The organism is Flavobacterium sp. LM4 (assembly GCF_002017935.1).
GTDB classification, from domain to species: domain Bacteria; phylum Bacteroidota; class Bacteroidia; order Flavobacteriales; family Flavobacteriaceae; genus Flavobacterium; species Flavobacterium chungangense.
In genome coordinates, this window is record NZ_MUFW01000002.1 from 509,136 (window position 1) to 525,180 (window position 16,045).

The following is a 16,045-nucleotide window of genomic DNA, read 5'->3' on the forward strand; positions in this document are numbered from 1 at the left end:
TTTAACCTATTTAATTATTTTATAATATTTTAATCCTTCTAAAATACCGGAAGAAGCAGAGTCTTTGGCTACATAAATAGTTTTTGTCGTTTCATAATTGGCAAGTTCTACACTGCGATTTCCTACTATGATTCCTTTGATGGCGCCTCTGAACATATCGATATCATTTCCAGAATCGCCCGCCGCAATTACACTCGATAAAGGAATATTCCATTTACGGCATAAAAATTTAATTGCGTTTCCTTTTGATGCTCTTTTAGGGATAAAGTCAAGAAACTCATTATGGCTTGGAATAATATTTACTTTGTACCATCCACTTCCTAAAACTGTGATCAACTCGTCATGATTGTATTTTTCCTGATCATAATAATAAGAAATTTTAAAGGGGTTTTGTGCTTCGGCTTCCTGCAATCGCATCCAGGGAATATTTTTTAAACGATTGGCAATATCTTCCCTCTTCCATCGTCCTGCCAAAAATGTAGCCCAGCCTTTGTCTAAAATATAATCTTTACCATTGGTGTAATAAATTTCAGTTCCCACCGAGCAAATAATAAAATCTGGCTGCGGAAAGTTTTCCTCAACAATAACTTTTTTCACTAAGTCTAAATTTCTTCCTGATGCCAGGGCAAATGCCATTTTTTCATTGCGATTAATCAAATGCTCTTTTAATTCTTTCAGTCCGGGATTATTTAACTTTGGCTCAATGAGAGTTCCGTCAATATCAGTTACCAGTAAATTTTCTACCTTCCTTTTTAATCGGTCTATGTTTATATTTGGGTAATGTTGTTTTTTGATTCCTGAACCAGACGATAAGGAAAGATTTTCGTTTACATAATCAATATATTGATTAACGTGACTCAGCCAGCTATAATGTTTTTGAATATTAATTGCTCCATTATTTGAATAATATTTCCATTGACTTTCATTTGTTAAAATCTTTCGCAATGCCTTTTTGATTTCATTTTCATCTAATGGATTTACCAATTCTCCGTTTTGGCAAGTCGGAATGATTTCAGAAGGACCACCATTTTTTGTAACCACAACTGGAAGACCAGAACTTGCAGATTCAATAACGGTTAAGCCGAAATTTTCATGCAAAGCTAAATTTACAAAAACACCTCTTTTTTCGGCTGCATATCGGTAAATAATCGAAACTTCATTTTCTACATCATGCTTTTTAGGGATTGCCATTTTTCCGTACAAATCGTATTTATCCATTAAAAGCAAAAGATCGGTCAAAACGTCTTTTTCTGATTCCGGCATTTGCAAAATATCTTTTCTGATTCCGGCAAAAATGACCAGATTGGCTATACTTTGCAGTTCCTTATCTTTGCCGTAAACTTCAATAAGAGTGTGTAAATTTTTATGACGATCAGGTCTGGAAAGTGCCAAAATAAATGGTTTATGAGGATTTATTAAAAACTTGGAAATAGTTTCTGCTACCCAGTATTTTCTTTGTTCCTCTTCCATTTGCTTATCAGAATCCCGTTCCCGATGATAGTAAGGAACAAATTTACGAGTGTCAATTCCCGGAGAAATGGCGTGGTATTTTGCTAAATCAAAATTTTTATAAGGTTTATAGGTTTCAATCTCCTGTTCTGTAGAAGTAACAATAAATTCAGACAATTCTAAAGTTCTTTCTTCAGCACTAATTCTTTGTTTAAACTTAAATTTTTTTTCAATTTCTTCTTCACTCAAACCACTTTCGAGCAACTTTTTCCTTTTGTAAAAACCTAATGAATGTCCTGTGTGAGCAAAAGGAACATTTAGCATTGTCGATAATTCACTTGCTACATATCCTGCATCGCCATAATGGGAATGAATCCAGTTTGGGAATATATTGTGAAGTTTAATATGCTGTACAATTCCGTTTACAAAAGTGTCTAAACCTTTCCACAATTGTTCTTTTGCCTTGTATTTTTTTCCTAAAAAAGGAATTCGCCTAATATCTAATTTATCATTGATAATTTCAATAGGCACTGCATATTCAGGCGAAATATTTGAGTCATCAATTAGTCTTGTAAATAAATGAACATGTTCTACATCTTTATGTTTTGATAAAAATTCTGCAAGTTCATACACATACTTTGTTTGTCCACCATTATCGGCATCTCTACCAATCTCCAGACCAGAACCTTTTAAAAGTCCGTGAACATTGATTAGTGAAATTCGTAATTTTGTCATCATCTTTTATTTGTTAGATTTTTAAGATACAAAAAAAGAAAATGTTTTAGGCCAAATACTCATGAAATAAGGCGTTTATTAACATTTTATTATTAAACTGTAAGAAAGAAAAAGATAGAATTCTCTTTCAGAAAAAAGAGTATGAAATGATTTCCTTTTTGATTTCGACAACTTGATTCTTAATGATCATATCAAACCTAATAAAGTTTCAAGAGACTGCTTTAAATAAGGATTAATTGGTTTAACAACATGAATTCGTTCTAAAATGTAAATAATCGTTTTGAAATTAAACTAAAAATAGAAGACATAAAAAGGCCCTCATCTTTTTTAAGAAAGATGAGGGCAAAAACTTTTTGAAAAGGTTTAGGAAATAAAAATTAACCTATTCTTATTGTAGTAAAAGAGAATACTATCTTAACTTTTTCTCACGTTTTTGTTTGCATATCCAATCATCTATTGATTAATTTCTTAATGTCAATTTCTTACGCATAATCTGGCTTTAAATAACTATTTTTACCAACTTCTATTGGATTTGTATTGATGGTTCGCCTGCAAAAATGATTTGGTTAATCTTCTTCGATTTTATATATCCGCATCTAAATAATGCGAAAAATCAGTTAATAATGAAGACATTTAAATTCTTAAAAAACAAGTATGATGTTGAGCTACTAATTGATATAGGCACTTATAAAGACATACCCTATTATTTTTTTGAAAGTGAGCTTCATCATACAGATTTTTACGAACTTATATTTTTCTCTAAAGGAAATGGCTATTTAGAACTTGATCAGCAAAGAATTGAAGTTTCAGATAATACAGTCATTTTTATTTCTCCATTTCAAAAACGAAGATGGTTTTTGGACAATACTAAAGTTGAATGTTATTTCTTGTTTTTCCAGGACAGCTTTCTGTCTAACTTCTTCTCAGATAAATTATTTTCCTTCAGACTACAGTTTTTTTACAACAAAACCAAACCGCTCTATTTAAAGGTGGATGACGTCTTTTTTTCACAGTTGGTGAATATAATTCAGGAGCTGCTCAGTGAAATAAAAACATTCAAATCAGATAGCGAACATATTATAAGAGCACTTTTGTACTTTATATTGATCAAACTCAATCGAGCCTATGCACAACATTACCTTCTGTCTTCAGAAACTGAAAATAATAACATCGCCTATATGTTTAAAGAGATTTTACAAAATGAAGTCTGTAAAATAAGAAACATCGACTATTACGCGCAACAGTTAGGTATCAGCAGAGTAACATTAAATAAATGCATCAAAAAGCAGTTCGGAGTTACCGTTTCTGAAATGGTAAATGAATTTATACTCTTTGAAATAAAGTCTCTGCTATCTTATACTAAGCTTAATGTAAATGAAATTTCGGACCTATTACAATTCTCCCAGGCGAATCATTTAACGCGTTTCTTCAAGTCGCAAACAGGGATTTCTCCAAAAGAATTCAGAAACGCTTATCAAAATGGTAGTTCTGTTATCTAACTGGTAATTATTCTTTTTACATGTATGCTATTTTTGTACTTGAGAATATTTTCTTCGAAAAACAGAGGCATTCCTTATTGAAATCACTAGAGAAAAGTAATCTACTCTAAGCAGCAATAAATTAACTATCAATCGATTAAAACAGAATTTAAATGAAAAAGCAAACTAAATTTACATATATGTTTACTTTGATATTGCTCCCCTGCTTTATATTCGGACAACGACAACAAGCCATTGATCTCGCTAATCTGTACAAAAAAGGAAAGCTCAAATTAGTAAACAGAGAGATCAAAATCGTTTCTGGTGATAGTGGAGCTTATCTGAAAATATTGGAAAATAAAAAAGAAGGCATTATATGGCTGCCTGTTAATGACTTTAAAAACGGTACAATAGAAATTGAAATGCGGGGAAAGGACGTTTTTCAACGAAGTTTTATTGGGATTGCCTTTCACGGTGTTGATGATATTAATTATGATGCTGTTTATTGTCGTCCTTTCAATTTTTTCGCTAAAGATTCTGTTAGAAGAATTCATGCTGTGCAATACATTTCACATCCTGATTTTACGTGGGGAAAATTGAGAAATGAAAGGAATTCGGTTTTCGAGAAAGAAATCATCAATCCACCAAACCATAATGATTGGTTCACAATGAAATTAGTAATTGAAAGCACAAATATTAAAGTGTACATAAACGATACAATCCTGCCTTCACTTATAGTCGAAAAACTCAACAATCGAACATCTGGAAAGATAGGGTTATTTACAGGAGATAGCAGTGGAGGAGACTTTAAAATCATTAAGATAAATTATAAAAAATAAAAACACTACTAAATCGTTGTCGATAGAGTCTTCCTCTGTAAAAAAACTGAATATAAATATTGAATTAATAATAATCAAAGTATACTATTATTATGAAAAGAATACTTCTAATTATGTTGCTTTCTATTCTCCTTTTTGCTGCTCAATCACTGAATGGAACTTTTACCGTCTGGGGAAGGATTGTAGATAATGAATTTAGTCCTATTGAATCATTTTCGATTAAGGTTTTTGAGCTTAATACTTTTACAAATCAAAAAAAAATAATCCAAAATTTTAAAGTCAGAGATAATAATGGAGAATTTTTAATAAAAAACCTTAACTCAGAAACTTATCTTATTGAAGTTACAGTTGTAAATTATACGAGGTACAGCATCATAAAAACAGTTGTAAATAAAAACGAATCAGTTGGAGAAATCGTTTTACAAAATACTTGGTAATAATGAGTATTTTAACCAATTATTAAATGAGAAAAAAGAGTCTGTAATACGACTAAGAAGATTCAAAGAATAAATTACACTTAAAATGCTTAATTTATGAATAAATAAACTAATATCTAATTAAACTAAACCAAGTTTTCTAATCCAAAAGCAGCTATTTGATCAATAATTGGTAAAGTCTTTAAACCCAGTTCTGTTAAAGAATATTCGACTCTTGGCGGGATTTCGGGATAAGCTTTTTTATTGACCAGTTTGTTTTCTACCAGAGCATTCAATTCCTGAATCAGCATTTTTTCACTAATACCCACAACAGCTCTTTTAAGTTCCCCATATCTAATGGTTCTTGTATTGAGCTGATACAGAATCATCATTGTCCACTTTCCTCCCAATAAGCCTAATGATTTTTTTACCGGGCAGTTTTCATCACAGGCATTAATTATTTTTATATTTTTTTCCATTGATTTTCAATATTTCTAACTATTTAGTAAGTACCCAACCAAAACGTAAGTACTTGTACAAAAGTAAGTTATTATTTAGTTTTACAGAAATTTTGATTAACTAAATAAAAAATAAAATGAAAGTATTAGTATTTGGAGCCACAGGTTCACAGCAATTTTACGTAATTGGAGAAGCAAAAAATAAAGGTGCAGAAGTTTATGCTGTAACAAGTTCTGAAAAAAACTTTTCAAAACTGGAAGACGCAGGTGCAATTCCTGTATTAGCTGATATGTATGATGCAGCAAAAATGAAAGAAATCACTAAAGGAATAGACGCTATCTCATTATTGATTCCTGTTTCCCTTCCTAATCCGGCAGATGGATTTCAACTTGCCAGGAATGTAATAGATGCAGCTAAGGAAAATAGTGTAAAAATGATCGTTTGGAATACCAGCGGATTTTTGGCACCACAAAAATTAGGAATTCCTATGGAAGACGTAAAGCTGGACACAAAGGAATATCTTAAAAGCTGCGGAATACCTTATGTAATTATTGAACCGTCTATTTATGCCGAAAATCTGTTGGCTCCTTACACAACTGATTATGTAAAAAGCGAAAGAAAAGTAGCGTATCCAACTCCGGAAAATATGCCTATTGGCTATATTGCATCAAGAGATGTTAGTGCCTTTGTTGTAGAAGCATTATATAAACCAGAATTGTCCGGACAATCATTTCTTGTGAGCGGTCCGGATGATCTTAAAGGAAATGGTCTTGCCCAAAAATTTTCTACTGGTTTGGGAGAAAAAATTGATTTCTACGCAATGCCTCCACAAGAATTTGGAGATAAATTAAGCATCCTTGTTGGAGAAGAAAGCGCCAGAGGTGTGCAAGGGTATTATGAAATGCTAGCCAGTCTTCCGGTATATCCAACAAAATTTAATCCTAACTTGCATGAGGTTCTTGAAAAATTGCCTGTAAAGATGACACCTATCGAAGAATGGGTTAAAATACATAAAGGATTTTTCATTAATTAAGTTGTAAAAAAAGCAGTAAAAAAAGGTAAATTATTTTTACTGCTTTTTTATTTTCCTTAAACTCTAAAATTATTAGCTGTATTTATATGAATACCTCTTTATTAATTATTTTTCAAGGCTTTATTCATTACATATCGAAATCTTAAATACAGTAAGACCGAAGATGTTAACAACCCTAAGGTCAGACCATACCAGATTCCCTGTACTCCTGCATTGAAATAAATTCCTAAAACATAGGCTGCCGGCAGACCAATAAGCCAATAAGCAACAAAGGTTATGAAAGTGGGAATGTTTACATCACCCATTCCTCTTAGTGTTCCTAGTCCAACCACCTGTGTACCATCAAAGAGCTGGAAAAGCGCTGCAATAATCAATAGTTGTGCAGCCAGCGCTACAACACTTGTATCATTTGTTATTAAGTAAGGTAAATATTGATTAAAGAGTGTGAAAATTGCTGCAAAGAAAAGCATGAAAATGATAACTAAATGATAGGATGCATAAGCAAAACTCTTAAGTCTTTTGTAGTTCTGATTTCCAAAACTATTTCCAACTTTAATAGTTGCCGCTGATGCAATTCCTCCTGCCATCATGTAAGTCATTGCAGCAAGGGTTATTGCTGTCTGATGAGCTGCCTGTTCCATTGCACCAATATGACCGGCCATTAAAGCAGCTGCTGCAAACGCACCAATTTCAAATACATACTGCATAGCCACAGGCAATCCAATTTTTACCACTTTTATAATTTTTGAAAAATCAATAAATTTAACAGAGAAATGCTGTATGTAAGATCCAAAACTATCTGATCGAAGCACATACCCTATCATAACCAGCATCATTAAAATCCGATCTATCAATGTTGCAATTCCTACTCCACGAACTCCCATTGGCTCAATTCCAAACATTCCTTTTACGAGAATCACTGCTATAATTACGTTGAGCACATTTCCCCATATTGTTATAGACATTGCTTGTTTTGTGAAACCCAGTCCTTCTGCAAACTGTTTAAAAGTTTGAAATATCATTAAAGGCAGAATAGATAAGCTTAAAATAAGTAAATAAGGTTTTGATGTTTCTACTACCAGAGGATCCTGATCTGCATGCTGTATGGCAAACATAGAACCATAATATACTACTAAAAAAAGAAAAATTGCTGCTACAACATTAAGCCATAAGCTATTTGACAGCAGCTCGGCGCATTCCTTAAAATTTGATTTTCCGTTTTCTTGTGCTATCAAAGGTGTTAATCCATAGGCAACCCCCAATCCAACGACCAAAACTACCATGAAAACAGAATGAACAAGCGAGACTGCTGCCAATGATATAGTTCCTGCATAATGCCCTATGATAACTGTATCAAGAGTCTGAACCATTGTATGCCCAAGCTGAGAGATTACAACAGGCCCTGCAAGTGCTACTGTACTTTGGTAATATATCTTATTGGATTTGTATTTTTTGATCATATAAAAATTGTTTGCTGTAAGGCAAATTTAAGTGATTTGAAACTGCAATTCCATAAACTTTCAATTAAAGGATAGTAATTCCTTTGTTTGTAAATTTATCTTATTAAGTAACAGCCTTTAAAATGTTATGAAAATATACCATTCTGGTAGTCTGAAAGGAACTGTCCGCTGGTTATTCCTGTCTGGGTTTTAAAAAATCGCATCAAATGTACGGGTTCTGAAAAATCAAGATCATAGGCAATCTCAGCAATGGTCTTTCCGGAATGTATCAGGTCATTCTTTATCTCAAAAAGCAATCTCTGTTTTAATAGTTCTGTCGCGGTAACATTAAACTGCTTTTTCACACAAGTGTTAATTGTAATCCTGCTCACATTTAACAGATCTGCATAGTAGTCAATCCGCTGCTTCTTCCTGATGTGTATTTCCAGTAACTGCTTAAACTGGTAGGCAAAGTTGTTTTCTGCCCTTTCAATTGAAAGATTATTTGCATCAGCATATATTCTGTTAAACTTCAAAAGCAGGTAATAAGTGAGTGATCGTATGATATGAATACTATCTGTTCTGCTATTAACAAGTTCGTATTTGATCTCCATAAGCTGGTCAAGTGCTTTTTGAAGTTCTTCCCTTTCGATAGCAATATGCAAAGGATAATTCAACTGATAAAAATAAAGAAGGCGATACGTAAAGAATTTGTCTGAGAAAAAGTCATTAAGAAAATTTTCCTGAAAAACCAGAACAGTAAAATCCAATCCCTCTTTCTCTAAAGCCCATTGCCTTTTTTGAAAAGGAGAAATAAAAATAATTGTATTGTCAGTTATATTAATTTTCTGCTGATTTAAAATCAGTGTTCCTTTGGCAGTCTTAAAAAGCAATATTTCAAAAAAATCAGTATTGTACGTATCACGTTCCAAATATTTCTCACTCAGCATACCACCGTGTAATACATTGAGAAGTACTTCAACACCACATTCTGATTTATGAAATTTAACTGTTTTCATTTTTCTTTAATTCATTAGCGTATTGAAGTCCGTTTCATTTACTTCTTTAAGATGTGATGGAATGTTATAATTATGGCAAATTTACAACTTCATTTACAAATTACTTCAAACCAAAAAAAATGAGCAGTAATAATTTACAGCTCATTTATAAAAGAAATTCTTTAACTGTTCTTTATCTTATGATAGCAAATACGCTTCTGTTGTTGTAATTTTTGCGTAAAAGAATTCCAATGCAGCCAAAAATGCATTATGAACATCTGCAGCCTTGACATCCTGACCATTTATTTGAAGATTCATTGTGGCGCAGGCATCACCAATTACTGTACATTCAAATCCAAAGTCAAAAGCAGCCCTGATCCCTGCATCAATGCACATGTGCGTCATCATTCCCGCGATTACTAAATGCGTTATATCGTTTGACTGAAGATATTCCAATAAATCAGTTCCTCTAAAACTATTAGGAAATTGTTTGATGATCACCTTCTCTCCTGCCAGCGGTTTTACATTTTCATGAATTTCTACACCTTTTGTACCTGGAACAAAAAAGGGAACACCTTCTGGGGATATATGCTGAATGTGAATTATGGTTCCATTTTCTTTTCTAAAATTTTTCAATAGTTTCTTGGCGTTTTCACTTGCAGCAATAGGATTTACAAGTTCTAGCGCCCCATTTTCAAAATATTCTTTCTGTATATCAATTAACAATAATGCGGTATTCATTTTACTTTAAATTTAAAAATTTCTATCAGACAAAATTAAAACTTAAACGAGCGAAACCAGATACCAAAGCATTACCAATAGATACCATTTTGATAAGCAACTTTTTGTCTGTAAATTTTCAATCCCATAATCGGCAGTATCATGAAGAAATGAAAATTGATCTAAAATATTGTTGTTGTAGCGCAGCGAAAAAAAATCTTCTGTGAAACAAATTATTTTCCCCTTTGCTTTTCTGTTAATGTCTATACTACTTATGCAGCGAGGCTTTATAACAATCACCTTAGCATTATCCAGACGGATTTTATGATTATCTATACTGATTTCGCCCTCTGCATTGTCAATAAAGAGCAGCATGAAGAAATCCTGCCTGTGCGGATATTCCAAAACAGGAAAACGCTGCAGCAGATTAACCGTGTTATCCATCCAGAAATGACTGCCATCACCTGTAAATAATTGCAGGCTGCGATCTGGTATTTCTGATATTTGCATTTTTTTTATTTTATGATTAATACTAAAACAAGAGTACTAACACCATCTGGGAGGATGATAAATAGAAAAAATATAACTGTATCTCTGATTGTATGCCCGTAGCATAGGATACTCCTTTTTTAATGAAAAGAATACAACTGTAAATGAAAACGGAATCTGGTTTTGCAGAAACAGCTGGACTTCTCTGTAAGTCACTGTCGGGAATTTTTGCTCCTCCCTGTCATTCGCTTTTAATTTCTGTTCCAGATAGCATTTTCCGTTAAATATCGGCACGGCATCGAACCTGTTGATACAAACATTTTGGGCAATGTAATCCTGATTGATGTAAAAGTCACCAATAATCCATAGACTGTCGGCATTTTGAAACGCAAGCAGCATCAAAACAATTAAAGTGATGCATTTTTTCATCAGCGGCTATTATTTGGCTTCGTCTTCTGCTAAAAGATTTTTGACATCGGCAATCAGTCTTGTGGTTTCTTTTGGATTAGTCCCATCATAAACCCCACGTACATGTCTGTTTTTATCAATGAGCAAAAACCCGCCGCTGTGCACAAAACCGCCCAGCTCATTTTGATCAGGATAAGCTGTTGCAAAGTAGCTTTCTGTTGCAATTTTATAGATGCTGTCTCTGTTGCCGGTAACAAAATGCCAGTTCTTTTTTATGCCGTTATCTACAGTATAAGCCTTAAGGCGGGGTATAGTATCATTATCCGGATCTATTGTATGAGAAAGAAACAAGACTTCGCCATCTGTTTTGTATGCATTATACACCTTTTTGAGCTGTACATTCATTTTTGGGCAGATTGAAGGACAGGAAAGGAAAATAAAATCAGCGATGTATATTTTGCCGGAAAAAGTATTGTTTGTTACCTCAAGACTGTCCTGATTGATAAACGAAAAATCTTTGATGCGGGGATATTGGGTTTCATTTCCTTTTACTATTGGATTTCCTAAAACAGGAAGTTTCTCTTGTGCTTTTTCACACGATACTGCCAGCACACAGCATAACAGTACTAAAATTATTTTTTTCATATTTTTATTTTTTGCAAGAATAGACTAGCTAAACTTATTTTCATTTTTATAAAGTATAATTCAGATTGACACTCCATCTGTAGTTGGCTTCCATTTTTCCAGATGATAAGTTCTGGCTGATTGGAAGCATGGTATTCAAACCAATTGAAAACTTATCTTTTCCGGCTTCAAAACCGAATTTACCAAAGAGAATATCTCCGGCTGTATTGGGTAGAGAAAGTCCATGCTGTTTGTTAGTTTGGTAAACCTCTCCTGCCAAACCTGCCTGAGGCACTATCTGCAAAGCATCCAGATCAATCGTGTAAAACAGCGTAGCAGCATAATTGAACTGATCTCCGTATTGATATTCTTTTTTATTCTGTGTTTTCAAAACGTAATTCAATGTTGTATTAAGGCCTAAATCATTTCTGCTGATAACGTATTCTGAAACCATAGAATAATCCCAGCTTCCTGTTCCCAGCTGAAAACTCTGGTTTATGCTGCCCAAATTATTAGCCTGAGTAAATTTTCCGGTTGGTATTTTTATACCTGCTCCGATATTTACTTTATGAGTAAAAACAGTACTGTCTTTTTTTGTCTCAAAAACCGTGTATAGTCCCATTACTGTAATATCACCCAAACCCGAAATATTCTCCGTTCCTTTTGTCAGTTCTCTTTCATGCAAATGGTATGGAATCAAAGCAGAAATCTGGATTTTATCTGTTATCGGAATTCTAGTCCAGGCCTGAATTGTATTGAAATTTTCATTAATCCATGGCGAATTGGCAAAGATTCCGTCACGACTGGTATAGCTCTGCTTAAAATACCGCACACCAACAAAATTGTTATTGAGCATTGAACTAAATCCCATACTACCTCCACTAGCTGAACAGCCACATGCATCGCAATCAAAATATTCCATCATCACAAGACGCTGAAAAGTAAAACGTGAAATACTGTCTTTTTCTGTAAAGCTAAAGGCTGAACTTCCAGCCAAAAACATCAAGAGTGCTATTACTTTTTTCATTTTTTATTGTTTATATTCTGAAAAGCGTTTATCGTTTAAATACTGATAATCTGTCAGCGTTTTCAAAAAGGCAATCAATTGTTTTTTTTCTGTATCAGAAAGCGTAACGCCTAATTTTTTATCTTTTTTTAAAAGAGGATCTAATGTTGGGGAATCCAGTACCCCATTGCTGTAATGTTCAATTACAGCCTCCAGAGTTATAAATCGTCCGTCATGCATATAAGGTCCTGTTTTTTCAACATTGCGCAGAGTAGGTGTCCTGAACTTTCCTAAATCCTCTGAATTATTAGTAATTCTGGCTCTTCCTCTCTTCATCATCAGTTCAGTATTATCTGTAAAATCAATATCGATTCCGTTATTGTGATATAAATTATCTGTCATTAAAACCCCTGCATGACATGAAAAACAGAGTTGCCTGGCCAGCTCCAGTCCTTTTAGTTCGTCCTGATCTAAAACACCAGCTAATTCTCCGCGAACATACTTGTCATACTTTGAATTTCCTGAAATCAGCGTTCTTTCAAACTGGGCAATGGCTTTTGCAATATCAGCCTGATTAATAGCCTTGCCAAATGCTTTATTAAACAATCCCGGATAATTTGCATCGGCATTCAGCTCATCTATCAGTTCGGTTAGATTCTGGTGCATTTCGTCTTCGTGTGCCAAAGGGGCAAAAGCCTGTGATTCTAAATTGTTAGAGCCGCCATCCCAAAACAGACCATTCTCTGCCCAGGCCAGATTTATTAAAGCGGGCGAATTTCGTTCCAGAGTATTTCCTGAAACTCCCTGACTGGTCAAAGCAAGACCATCCGAAAAAGCCAGATGCTGCTGATGACAGGTTGCACAAGAAATCTGGTTGTTTCCTGAAAGTCTTTTATCGAAGAAAAGTTTTTTCCCAAGAGCAATTCCATCTGCTGTTAAAGGATTTGTTTTCGAATCAGTAAATTGAGGAAAATTATCAGGAATCCTTACCAGAAGCAACGGTTCCTGATAAGAATCATCGAGGTCATTACAGGAAAAACTAAATATAGTCACTGCTGCTAAAACACTCCAAAATTTTATATTCCTGTACCGCATTAATTATTCTACACTTTTAACTGTAAAAACAGTTTTTTTGTAATTATCGGCAACCTTAGTCATAAGTTCAGGGGTTTTCGCTGATATTTTTGGAGTGGCAGCCAGGTCAATCTCATTCACAATTTTCTCAACATCAACATTCAGATTTATTTTTGAAGATTTGTCTGCGCTGATTACCAAAGCAGTTGGCAATGTAATTTCCACTGTTCTGTAATTTGTATTTAAACCGGTTTCCACAGCAATTGCAACCGGAGTTTCCGGTGTCATATTTTTTCCTGTCAAACTGGAGAAAATATAACTCGTATGCCACATCCATGAAATATTAGTCATACCGTTAAGCTGAGATAACTCACCATCCTGAATACTCATATTATCATTGTGGGCCGCATCAACCCCAACAGAAAAAATAAGTTTGGTATACGATCCTGACGGAACAGCTTTCAAATCAACAGCTTCTCTTTTTCTGGCTGGATAAGTATATTTACCATCCTGAACTTTAATTTCTGTAGTTTCTTCTATAAGAAAAAAAGAATTCGAAAGCCCGTAGGTTTCATTTTTATCACTTACCAGTTTAACATCACTGATCCAGTAACGAAGACGATCAAATTGATAGGATTGTCCGCTGATGGTAAAAGGGGTATTCAAAGCAAAATCAGCTGTTGCTACTTTTGAATCAAAATTGATCTGTACCGTGCCGTATGCAGCAACAGCCTGAGCATCATCGTTTGAACAGGAATTAAGAGAAATTATGGCAATAAAAGCCAATGCAAAATTTATAAAGTTTTTCATTTTTGTATATTTTTATATTTAATTTTTAAAATTCCGAAAATCGCTTATCGGTTAAATATTGTGTATCTGTGAGTGTTTTTAAAAACAAAATAATTTGTTTTTTTTCTGTATCTGACAATGAAATTCCGAGCTTGCCATTCTGCTTTAAAATTGGATCCAATGTCTGGGAATCTATCACACCGGAAGCATAATGATTCAATACTGCGTCTAAAGTTCCAAAACGTCCATCATGCATATAAGGAGCTGTTACTTCTATATTACGAAGACTCTGTACTCTAAACTTATAATAATCCTCTACAAGCTCCGTAACTTTATAGCGGCCTACATCGTTCACCTTTGGATTAACCGCCAGACCGTTATTTCGAAACGAATTATCGGTCATTAAATCGGTTGCATGACAAGAGGCGCATTTTGACTTAAATAAATTATATCCGGCCAGTTCATCACTGGTAAAAGTTCCGTCGATTTCATTACGTCTGTATTTATCGAACTTTGAGTTTGAAGAAACCATCATTACCATAAACTGAGATAATGCCTTTAGCATGTTCTCAGTTGTGATGGCCTTATCTTCGAATGCCTGACCGAAGAGCTTTTGGTATTCTTTGTCCCCTTTCATCATTTGAAGAATAGTATTCAGATTTCCATCCATTTCAATAACGCTCGTCAATGGAATAATAGGCTGAAGGTCTAAATTTTCAGCAGCACCATCATACATATAACTGGTTTGAAATGCCATATTCTGAATCGGGGGAGCATTACGTGTACCCATAGCGTTTGCAACTCCATGACTTACCGTATGCCCATGGTGGGTGAATGCATTGGCCTGAAGATGACAAAAACCGCACGATACCAGTCCATCTGATGCCAGTCTTCCATCGTAGAAAAGTTTTTTTCCTAATTCAAAACCTTTTTCAGTGGGTTTGTTTCCTTCGATGTTGTAAGCAAGAGATGGAAAGTTGGATGGAATCGTAAAATTCAGTGGAACATCTACATATTCTTGTTCTTCACTATCAGAGCAGGCTATCAGGAGTAGAATCACTAAACAGATAAAATATTTTAATTTGAACATATTTTAAGTTTAAGAACGCAAGCATTATTTATAGCATAAGAAAGACAATCTTCCTTAACCTGCATAAAATAACAGATAAGAAAAATCGGCCCGCAAAAAGGCAGAAATCAATACTTGGTTTTACTGTAGCTAATTAGTCGTTGTGTACGTGGTCTATCCTGAACATTTTTGAAATGTTGGCAGTGATTTTAGGCAGGGCTTCTCCGCCCATAATCATGGCGCCCATCCCTGCTTCATTATAATCAGAGAGTTTAATAGTGTTTTCTCCGTCAAGAATTTTAGACAAATCTGTTACGACATGAATAGCCGGCGTGATATTTTTTCTCACCAAAGCTTTAGTAGGTAAGTCTAATGTTACTTCTATATAATTATAGGAAGTTCCAATTTGTCCGGTATGGATCATGAATGAGGAAGATTCTGTAACAGTGGCAGAGGTAAAAGTTCCTTCGAAAGCAAGAAATTTATAACCCGCCGACCAGCTCCAAAGCAAATCTTTGGCCTGAGCCTTCGCAAGAAAATCGCCCTGACCTGAAGCTCCTAACTGCCATTGCTCCTTGTCTACTCCTATACCAAATTTCACTTTAGTATAATCACCCGCAGGGATATCGGCAAGATCAAACTGGTAACCCGCAGCATCATCTTCATCAGCAATGAAATAACTTTTTGCTTTTGGATAAGTAAAAGTTGTACCATCAGACTTAGTAAGAACAATATTGCTTACAATATAGCGAACAACATTTACTTTCAGTTTTTCATTATTAGCCGTTGTAATAACCTGCGTATCAAGAATAAGGTCATTATCATTGTAAGAGTTGTCAAACTTCAAACCTAATTTTCCTGTTTCAGTAGCAGTATTGTTTTGTTCATCATCACTTGAACATGAGGTAATAAAAATCCCTAATGTTACTATTATCAATTTATATAGTATCTTTTTCATTTGTATTTTATAAAAATTAAATTATTTCAGAGCAGGAATGCTCCAATCAATGCATTAACGCA

At 34.2% G+C, this 16,045-nt stretch carries 17 protein-coding genes; 4 read left to right on the forward strand and 13 right to left on the reverse strand.

The annotated features are described in order from the left end of the window. Positions 1–6: 6 nt before the first annotated feature. The gene (locus BXU10_RS16040; protein ID WP_078228406.1) at positions 7–2,187 is read right to left on the reverse strand and encodes an HAD-IIB family hydrolase; all 2,181 of its coding nucleotides are present in this window, start codon (positions 2,185–2,187) and stop codon (positions 7–9) included. A gap of 620 nt (positions 2,188–2,807) precedes the next feature. Between BXU10_RS16040 and BXU10_RS16045 the strand changes: the two genes are divergently transcribed. From BXU10_RS16045 to BXU10_RS16055, 3 genes are all read left to right on the forward strand, one after another. Next, positions 2,808–3,683 carry an AraC family transcriptional regulator gene (locus BXU10_RS16045; protein ID WP_180909930.1) on the forward strand — a complete coding sequence of 292 codons (876 nt, stop codon included), beginning with the start codon at positions 2,808–2,810 and terminating at the stop codon, positions 3,681–3,683. Positions 3,684–3,835: 152 nt separating this feature from the next. After that, positions 3,836–4,501: a family 16 glycoside hydrolase gene (locus BXU10_RS16050; protein WP_123922032.1), complete on the forward strand. Its 666-nt coding sequence runs from the start codon at positions 3,836–3,838 to the stop codon at positions 4,499–4,501. 92 nt (positions 4,502–4,593) lie between these two features. Beyond that, positions 4,594–4,938 carry a hypothetical protein gene (locus BXU10_RS16055; protein WP_078228413.1) on the forward strand — a complete coding sequence of 115 codons (345 nt, stop codon included), beginning with the start codon at positions 4,594–4,596 and terminating at the stop codon, positions 4,936–4,938. Positions 4,939–5,063: 125 nt separating this feature from the next. On the opposite strand, the gene BXU10_RS16060 is transcribed toward BXU10_RS16055, so the two are convergent. Then, a complete protein-coding gene (locus BXU10_RS16060; protein WP_078228415.1) occupies positions 5,064–5,396 on the reverse strand; it encodes a helix-turn-helix domain-containing protein in 333 nt (110 codons plus the stop codon). Between the two features lie 116 nt (positions 5,397–5,512). Here BXU10_RS16060 and BXU10_RS16065 point away from each other — a divergent pair, with 116 nt between their 5' ends. Beyond that, positions 5,513–6,409: an SDR family oxidoreductase gene (locus BXU10_RS16065; protein ID WP_078228417.1), complete on the forward strand. Its 897-nt coding sequence runs from the start codon at positions 5,513–5,515 to the stop codon at positions 6,407–6,409. Between the two features lie 101 nt (positions 6,410–6,510). Here the strand turns inward: BXU10_RS16065 and BXU10_RS16070 are convergent, their stop codons facing one another. From BXU10_RS16070 to BXU10_RS16120, 11 genes are all read right to left on the reverse strand, one after another. Beyond that, positions 6,511–7,869 carry an MATE family efflux transporter gene (locus BXU10_RS16070; protein ID WP_078228419.1) on the reverse strand — a complete coding sequence of 453 codons (1,359 nt, stop codon included), beginning with the start codon at positions 7,867–7,869 and terminating at the stop codon, positions 6,511–6,513. 125 nt (positions 7,870–7,994) lie between these two features. Then, positions 7,995–8,867 carry an AraC family transcriptional regulator gene (locus BXU10_RS16075; RefSeq protein ID WP_078228422.1) on the reverse strand — a complete coding sequence of 291 codons (873 nt, stop codon included), beginning with the start codon at positions 8,865–8,867 and terminating at the stop codon, positions 7,995–7,997. Between the two features lie 177 nt (positions 8,868–9,044). Continuing rightward, positions 9,045–9,587 carry a cysteine hydrolase family protein gene (locus BXU10_RS16080; RefSeq protein WP_078228424.1) on the reverse strand — a complete coding sequence of 181 codons (543 nt, stop codon included), beginning with the start codon at positions 9,585–9,587 and terminating at the stop codon, positions 9,045–9,047. Positions 9,588–9,629: 42 nt separating this feature from the next. Beyond that, entirely contained in the window at positions 9,630–10,076 is a 447-nt protein-coding gene (locus tag BXU10_RS16085) for a hypothetical protein (protein ID WP_078228426.1), read from the reverse strand. Between the two features lie 36 nt (positions 10,077–10,112). Next, the gene (locus BXU10_RS16090; RefSeq protein WP_078228428.1) at positions 10,113–10,484 is read right to left on the reverse strand and encodes a hypothetical protein; all 372 of its coding nucleotides are present in this window, start codon (positions 10,482–10,484) and stop codon (positions 10,113–10,115) included. Positions 10,485–10,493: 9 nt separating this feature from the next. After that, positions 10,494–11,108 carry an SCO family protein gene (locus BXU10_RS16095; protein ID WP_078228430.1) on the reverse strand — a complete coding sequence of 205 codons (615 nt, stop codon included), beginning with the start codon at positions 11,106–11,108 and terminating at the stop codon, positions 10,494–10,496. A 46-nt stretch (positions 11,109–11,154) separates the two neighbouring features. Beyond that, positions 11,155–12,114, reverse strand: a complete 960-nt coding sequence (locus BXU10_RS16100) for a hypothetical protein (protein ID WP_078228431.1) — start codon at positions 12,112–12,114, stop codon at positions 11,155–11,157. 3 nt (positions 12,115–12,117) lie between these two features. Next, the gene (locus BXU10_RS16105) at positions 12,118–13,188 is read right to left on the reverse strand and encodes a cytochrome-c peroxidase (protein WP_078228432.1); all 1,071 of its coding nucleotides are present in this window, start codon (positions 13,186–13,188) and stop codon (positions 12,118–12,120) included. A 3-nt stretch (positions 13,189–13,191) separates the two neighbouring features. Next, complete coding sequence (locus tag BXU10_RS16110; protein WP_078228433.1) at positions 13,192–13,977, reverse strand: MbnP family protein; 786 nt, start codon at positions 13,975–13,977, stop codon at positions 13,192–13,194. A gap of 25 nt (positions 13,978–14,002) precedes the next feature. Further along, positions 14,003–15,046, reverse strand: coding sequence for a cytochrome-c peroxidase (locus tag BXU10_RS16115; RefSeq protein WP_078228435.1), 1,044 nt, complete (start codon positions 15,044–15,046; stop codon positions 14,003–14,005). Between the two features lie 133 nt (positions 15,047–15,179). Then, positions 15,180–15,983, reverse strand: coding sequence for an MbnP family protein (locus tag BXU10_RS16120; RefSeq protein WP_078228437.1), 804 nt, complete (start codon positions 15,981–15,983; stop codon positions 15,180–15,182). Positions 15,984–16,045 lie beyond the last annotated feature (62 nt).

Excerpts from the sequence above, each read along its gene's own strand:
- BXU10_RS16090 (WP_078228428.1), bottom strand. The coding sequence starts at position 10,484 with ATGAAAAAATGCATCACTTTAATTGTTTTGATGCTGCTTGCGTTTCAA.
- BXU10_RS16075 (WP_078228422.1), bottom strand. The coding sequence starts at position 8,867 with ATGAAAACAGTTAAATTTCATAAATCAGAATGTGGTGTTGAAGTACTT.
- BXU10_RS16055 (WP_078228413.1), top strand. The coding sequence starts at position 4,594 with ATGAAAAGAATACTTCTAATTATGTTGCTTTCTATTCTCCTTTTTGCT.
- BXU10_RS16105 (WP_078228432.1), bottom strand. The coding sequence starts at position 13,188 with ATGCGGTACAGGAATATAAAATTTTGGAGTGTTTTAGCAGCAGTGACT.
- BXU10_RS16115 (WP_078228435.1), bottom strand. The coding sequence starts at position 15,046 with ATGTTCAAATTAAAATATTTTATCTGTTTAGTGATTCTACTCCTGATA.
- BXU10_RS16120 (WP_078228437.1), bottom strand. The coding sequence starts at position 15,983 with ATGAAAAAGATACTATATAAATTGATAATAGTAACATTAGGGATTTTT.
- BXU10_RS16100 (WP_078228431.1), bottom strand. The coding sequence starts at position 12,114 with ATGAAAAAAGTAATAGCACTCTTGATGTTTTTGGCTGGAAGTTCAGCC.
- BXU10_RS16085 (WP_078228426.1), bottom strand. The coding sequence starts at position 10,076 with ATGCAAATATCAGAAATACCAGATCGCAGCCTGCAATTATTTACAGGT.
- BXU10_RS16065 (WP_078228417.1), top strand. The coding sequence starts at position 5,513 with ATGAAAGTATTAGTATTTGGAGCCACAGGTTCACAGCAATTTTACGTA.
- BXU10_RS16045 (WP_180909930.1), top strand. The coding sequence starts at position 2,808 with ATGAAGACATTTAAATTCTTAAAAAACAAGTATGATGTTGAGCTACTA.
- BXU10_RS16095 (WP_078228430.1), bottom strand. The coding sequence starts at position 11,108 with ATGAAAAAAATAATTTTAGTACTGTTATGCTGTGTGCTGGCAGTATCG.
- BXU10_RS16110 (WP_078228433.1), bottom strand. The coding sequence starts at position 13,977 with ATGAAAAACTTTATAAATTTTGCATTGGCTTTTATTGCCATAATTTCT.
- BXU10_RS16070 (WP_078228419.1), bottom strand. The coding sequence starts at position 7,869 with ATGATCAAAAAATACAAATCCAATAAGATATATTACCAAAGTACAGTA.
- BXU10_RS16080 (WP_078228424.1), bottom strand. The coding sequence starts at position 9,587 with ATGAATACCGCATTATTGTTAATTGATATACAGAAAGAATATTTTGAA.
- BXU10_RS16040 (WP_078228406.1), bottom strand. The coding sequence starts at position 2,187 with ATGATGACAAAATTACGAATTTCACTAATCAATGTTCACGGACTTTTA.
- BXU10_RS16060 (WP_078228415.1), bottom strand. The coding sequence starts at position 5,396 with ATGGAAAAAAATATAAAAATAATTAATGCCTGTGATGAAAACTGCCCG.
- BXU10_RS16050 (WP_123922032.1), top strand. The coding sequence starts at position 3,836 with ATGAAAAAGCAAACTAAATTTACATATATGTTTACTTTGATATTGCTC.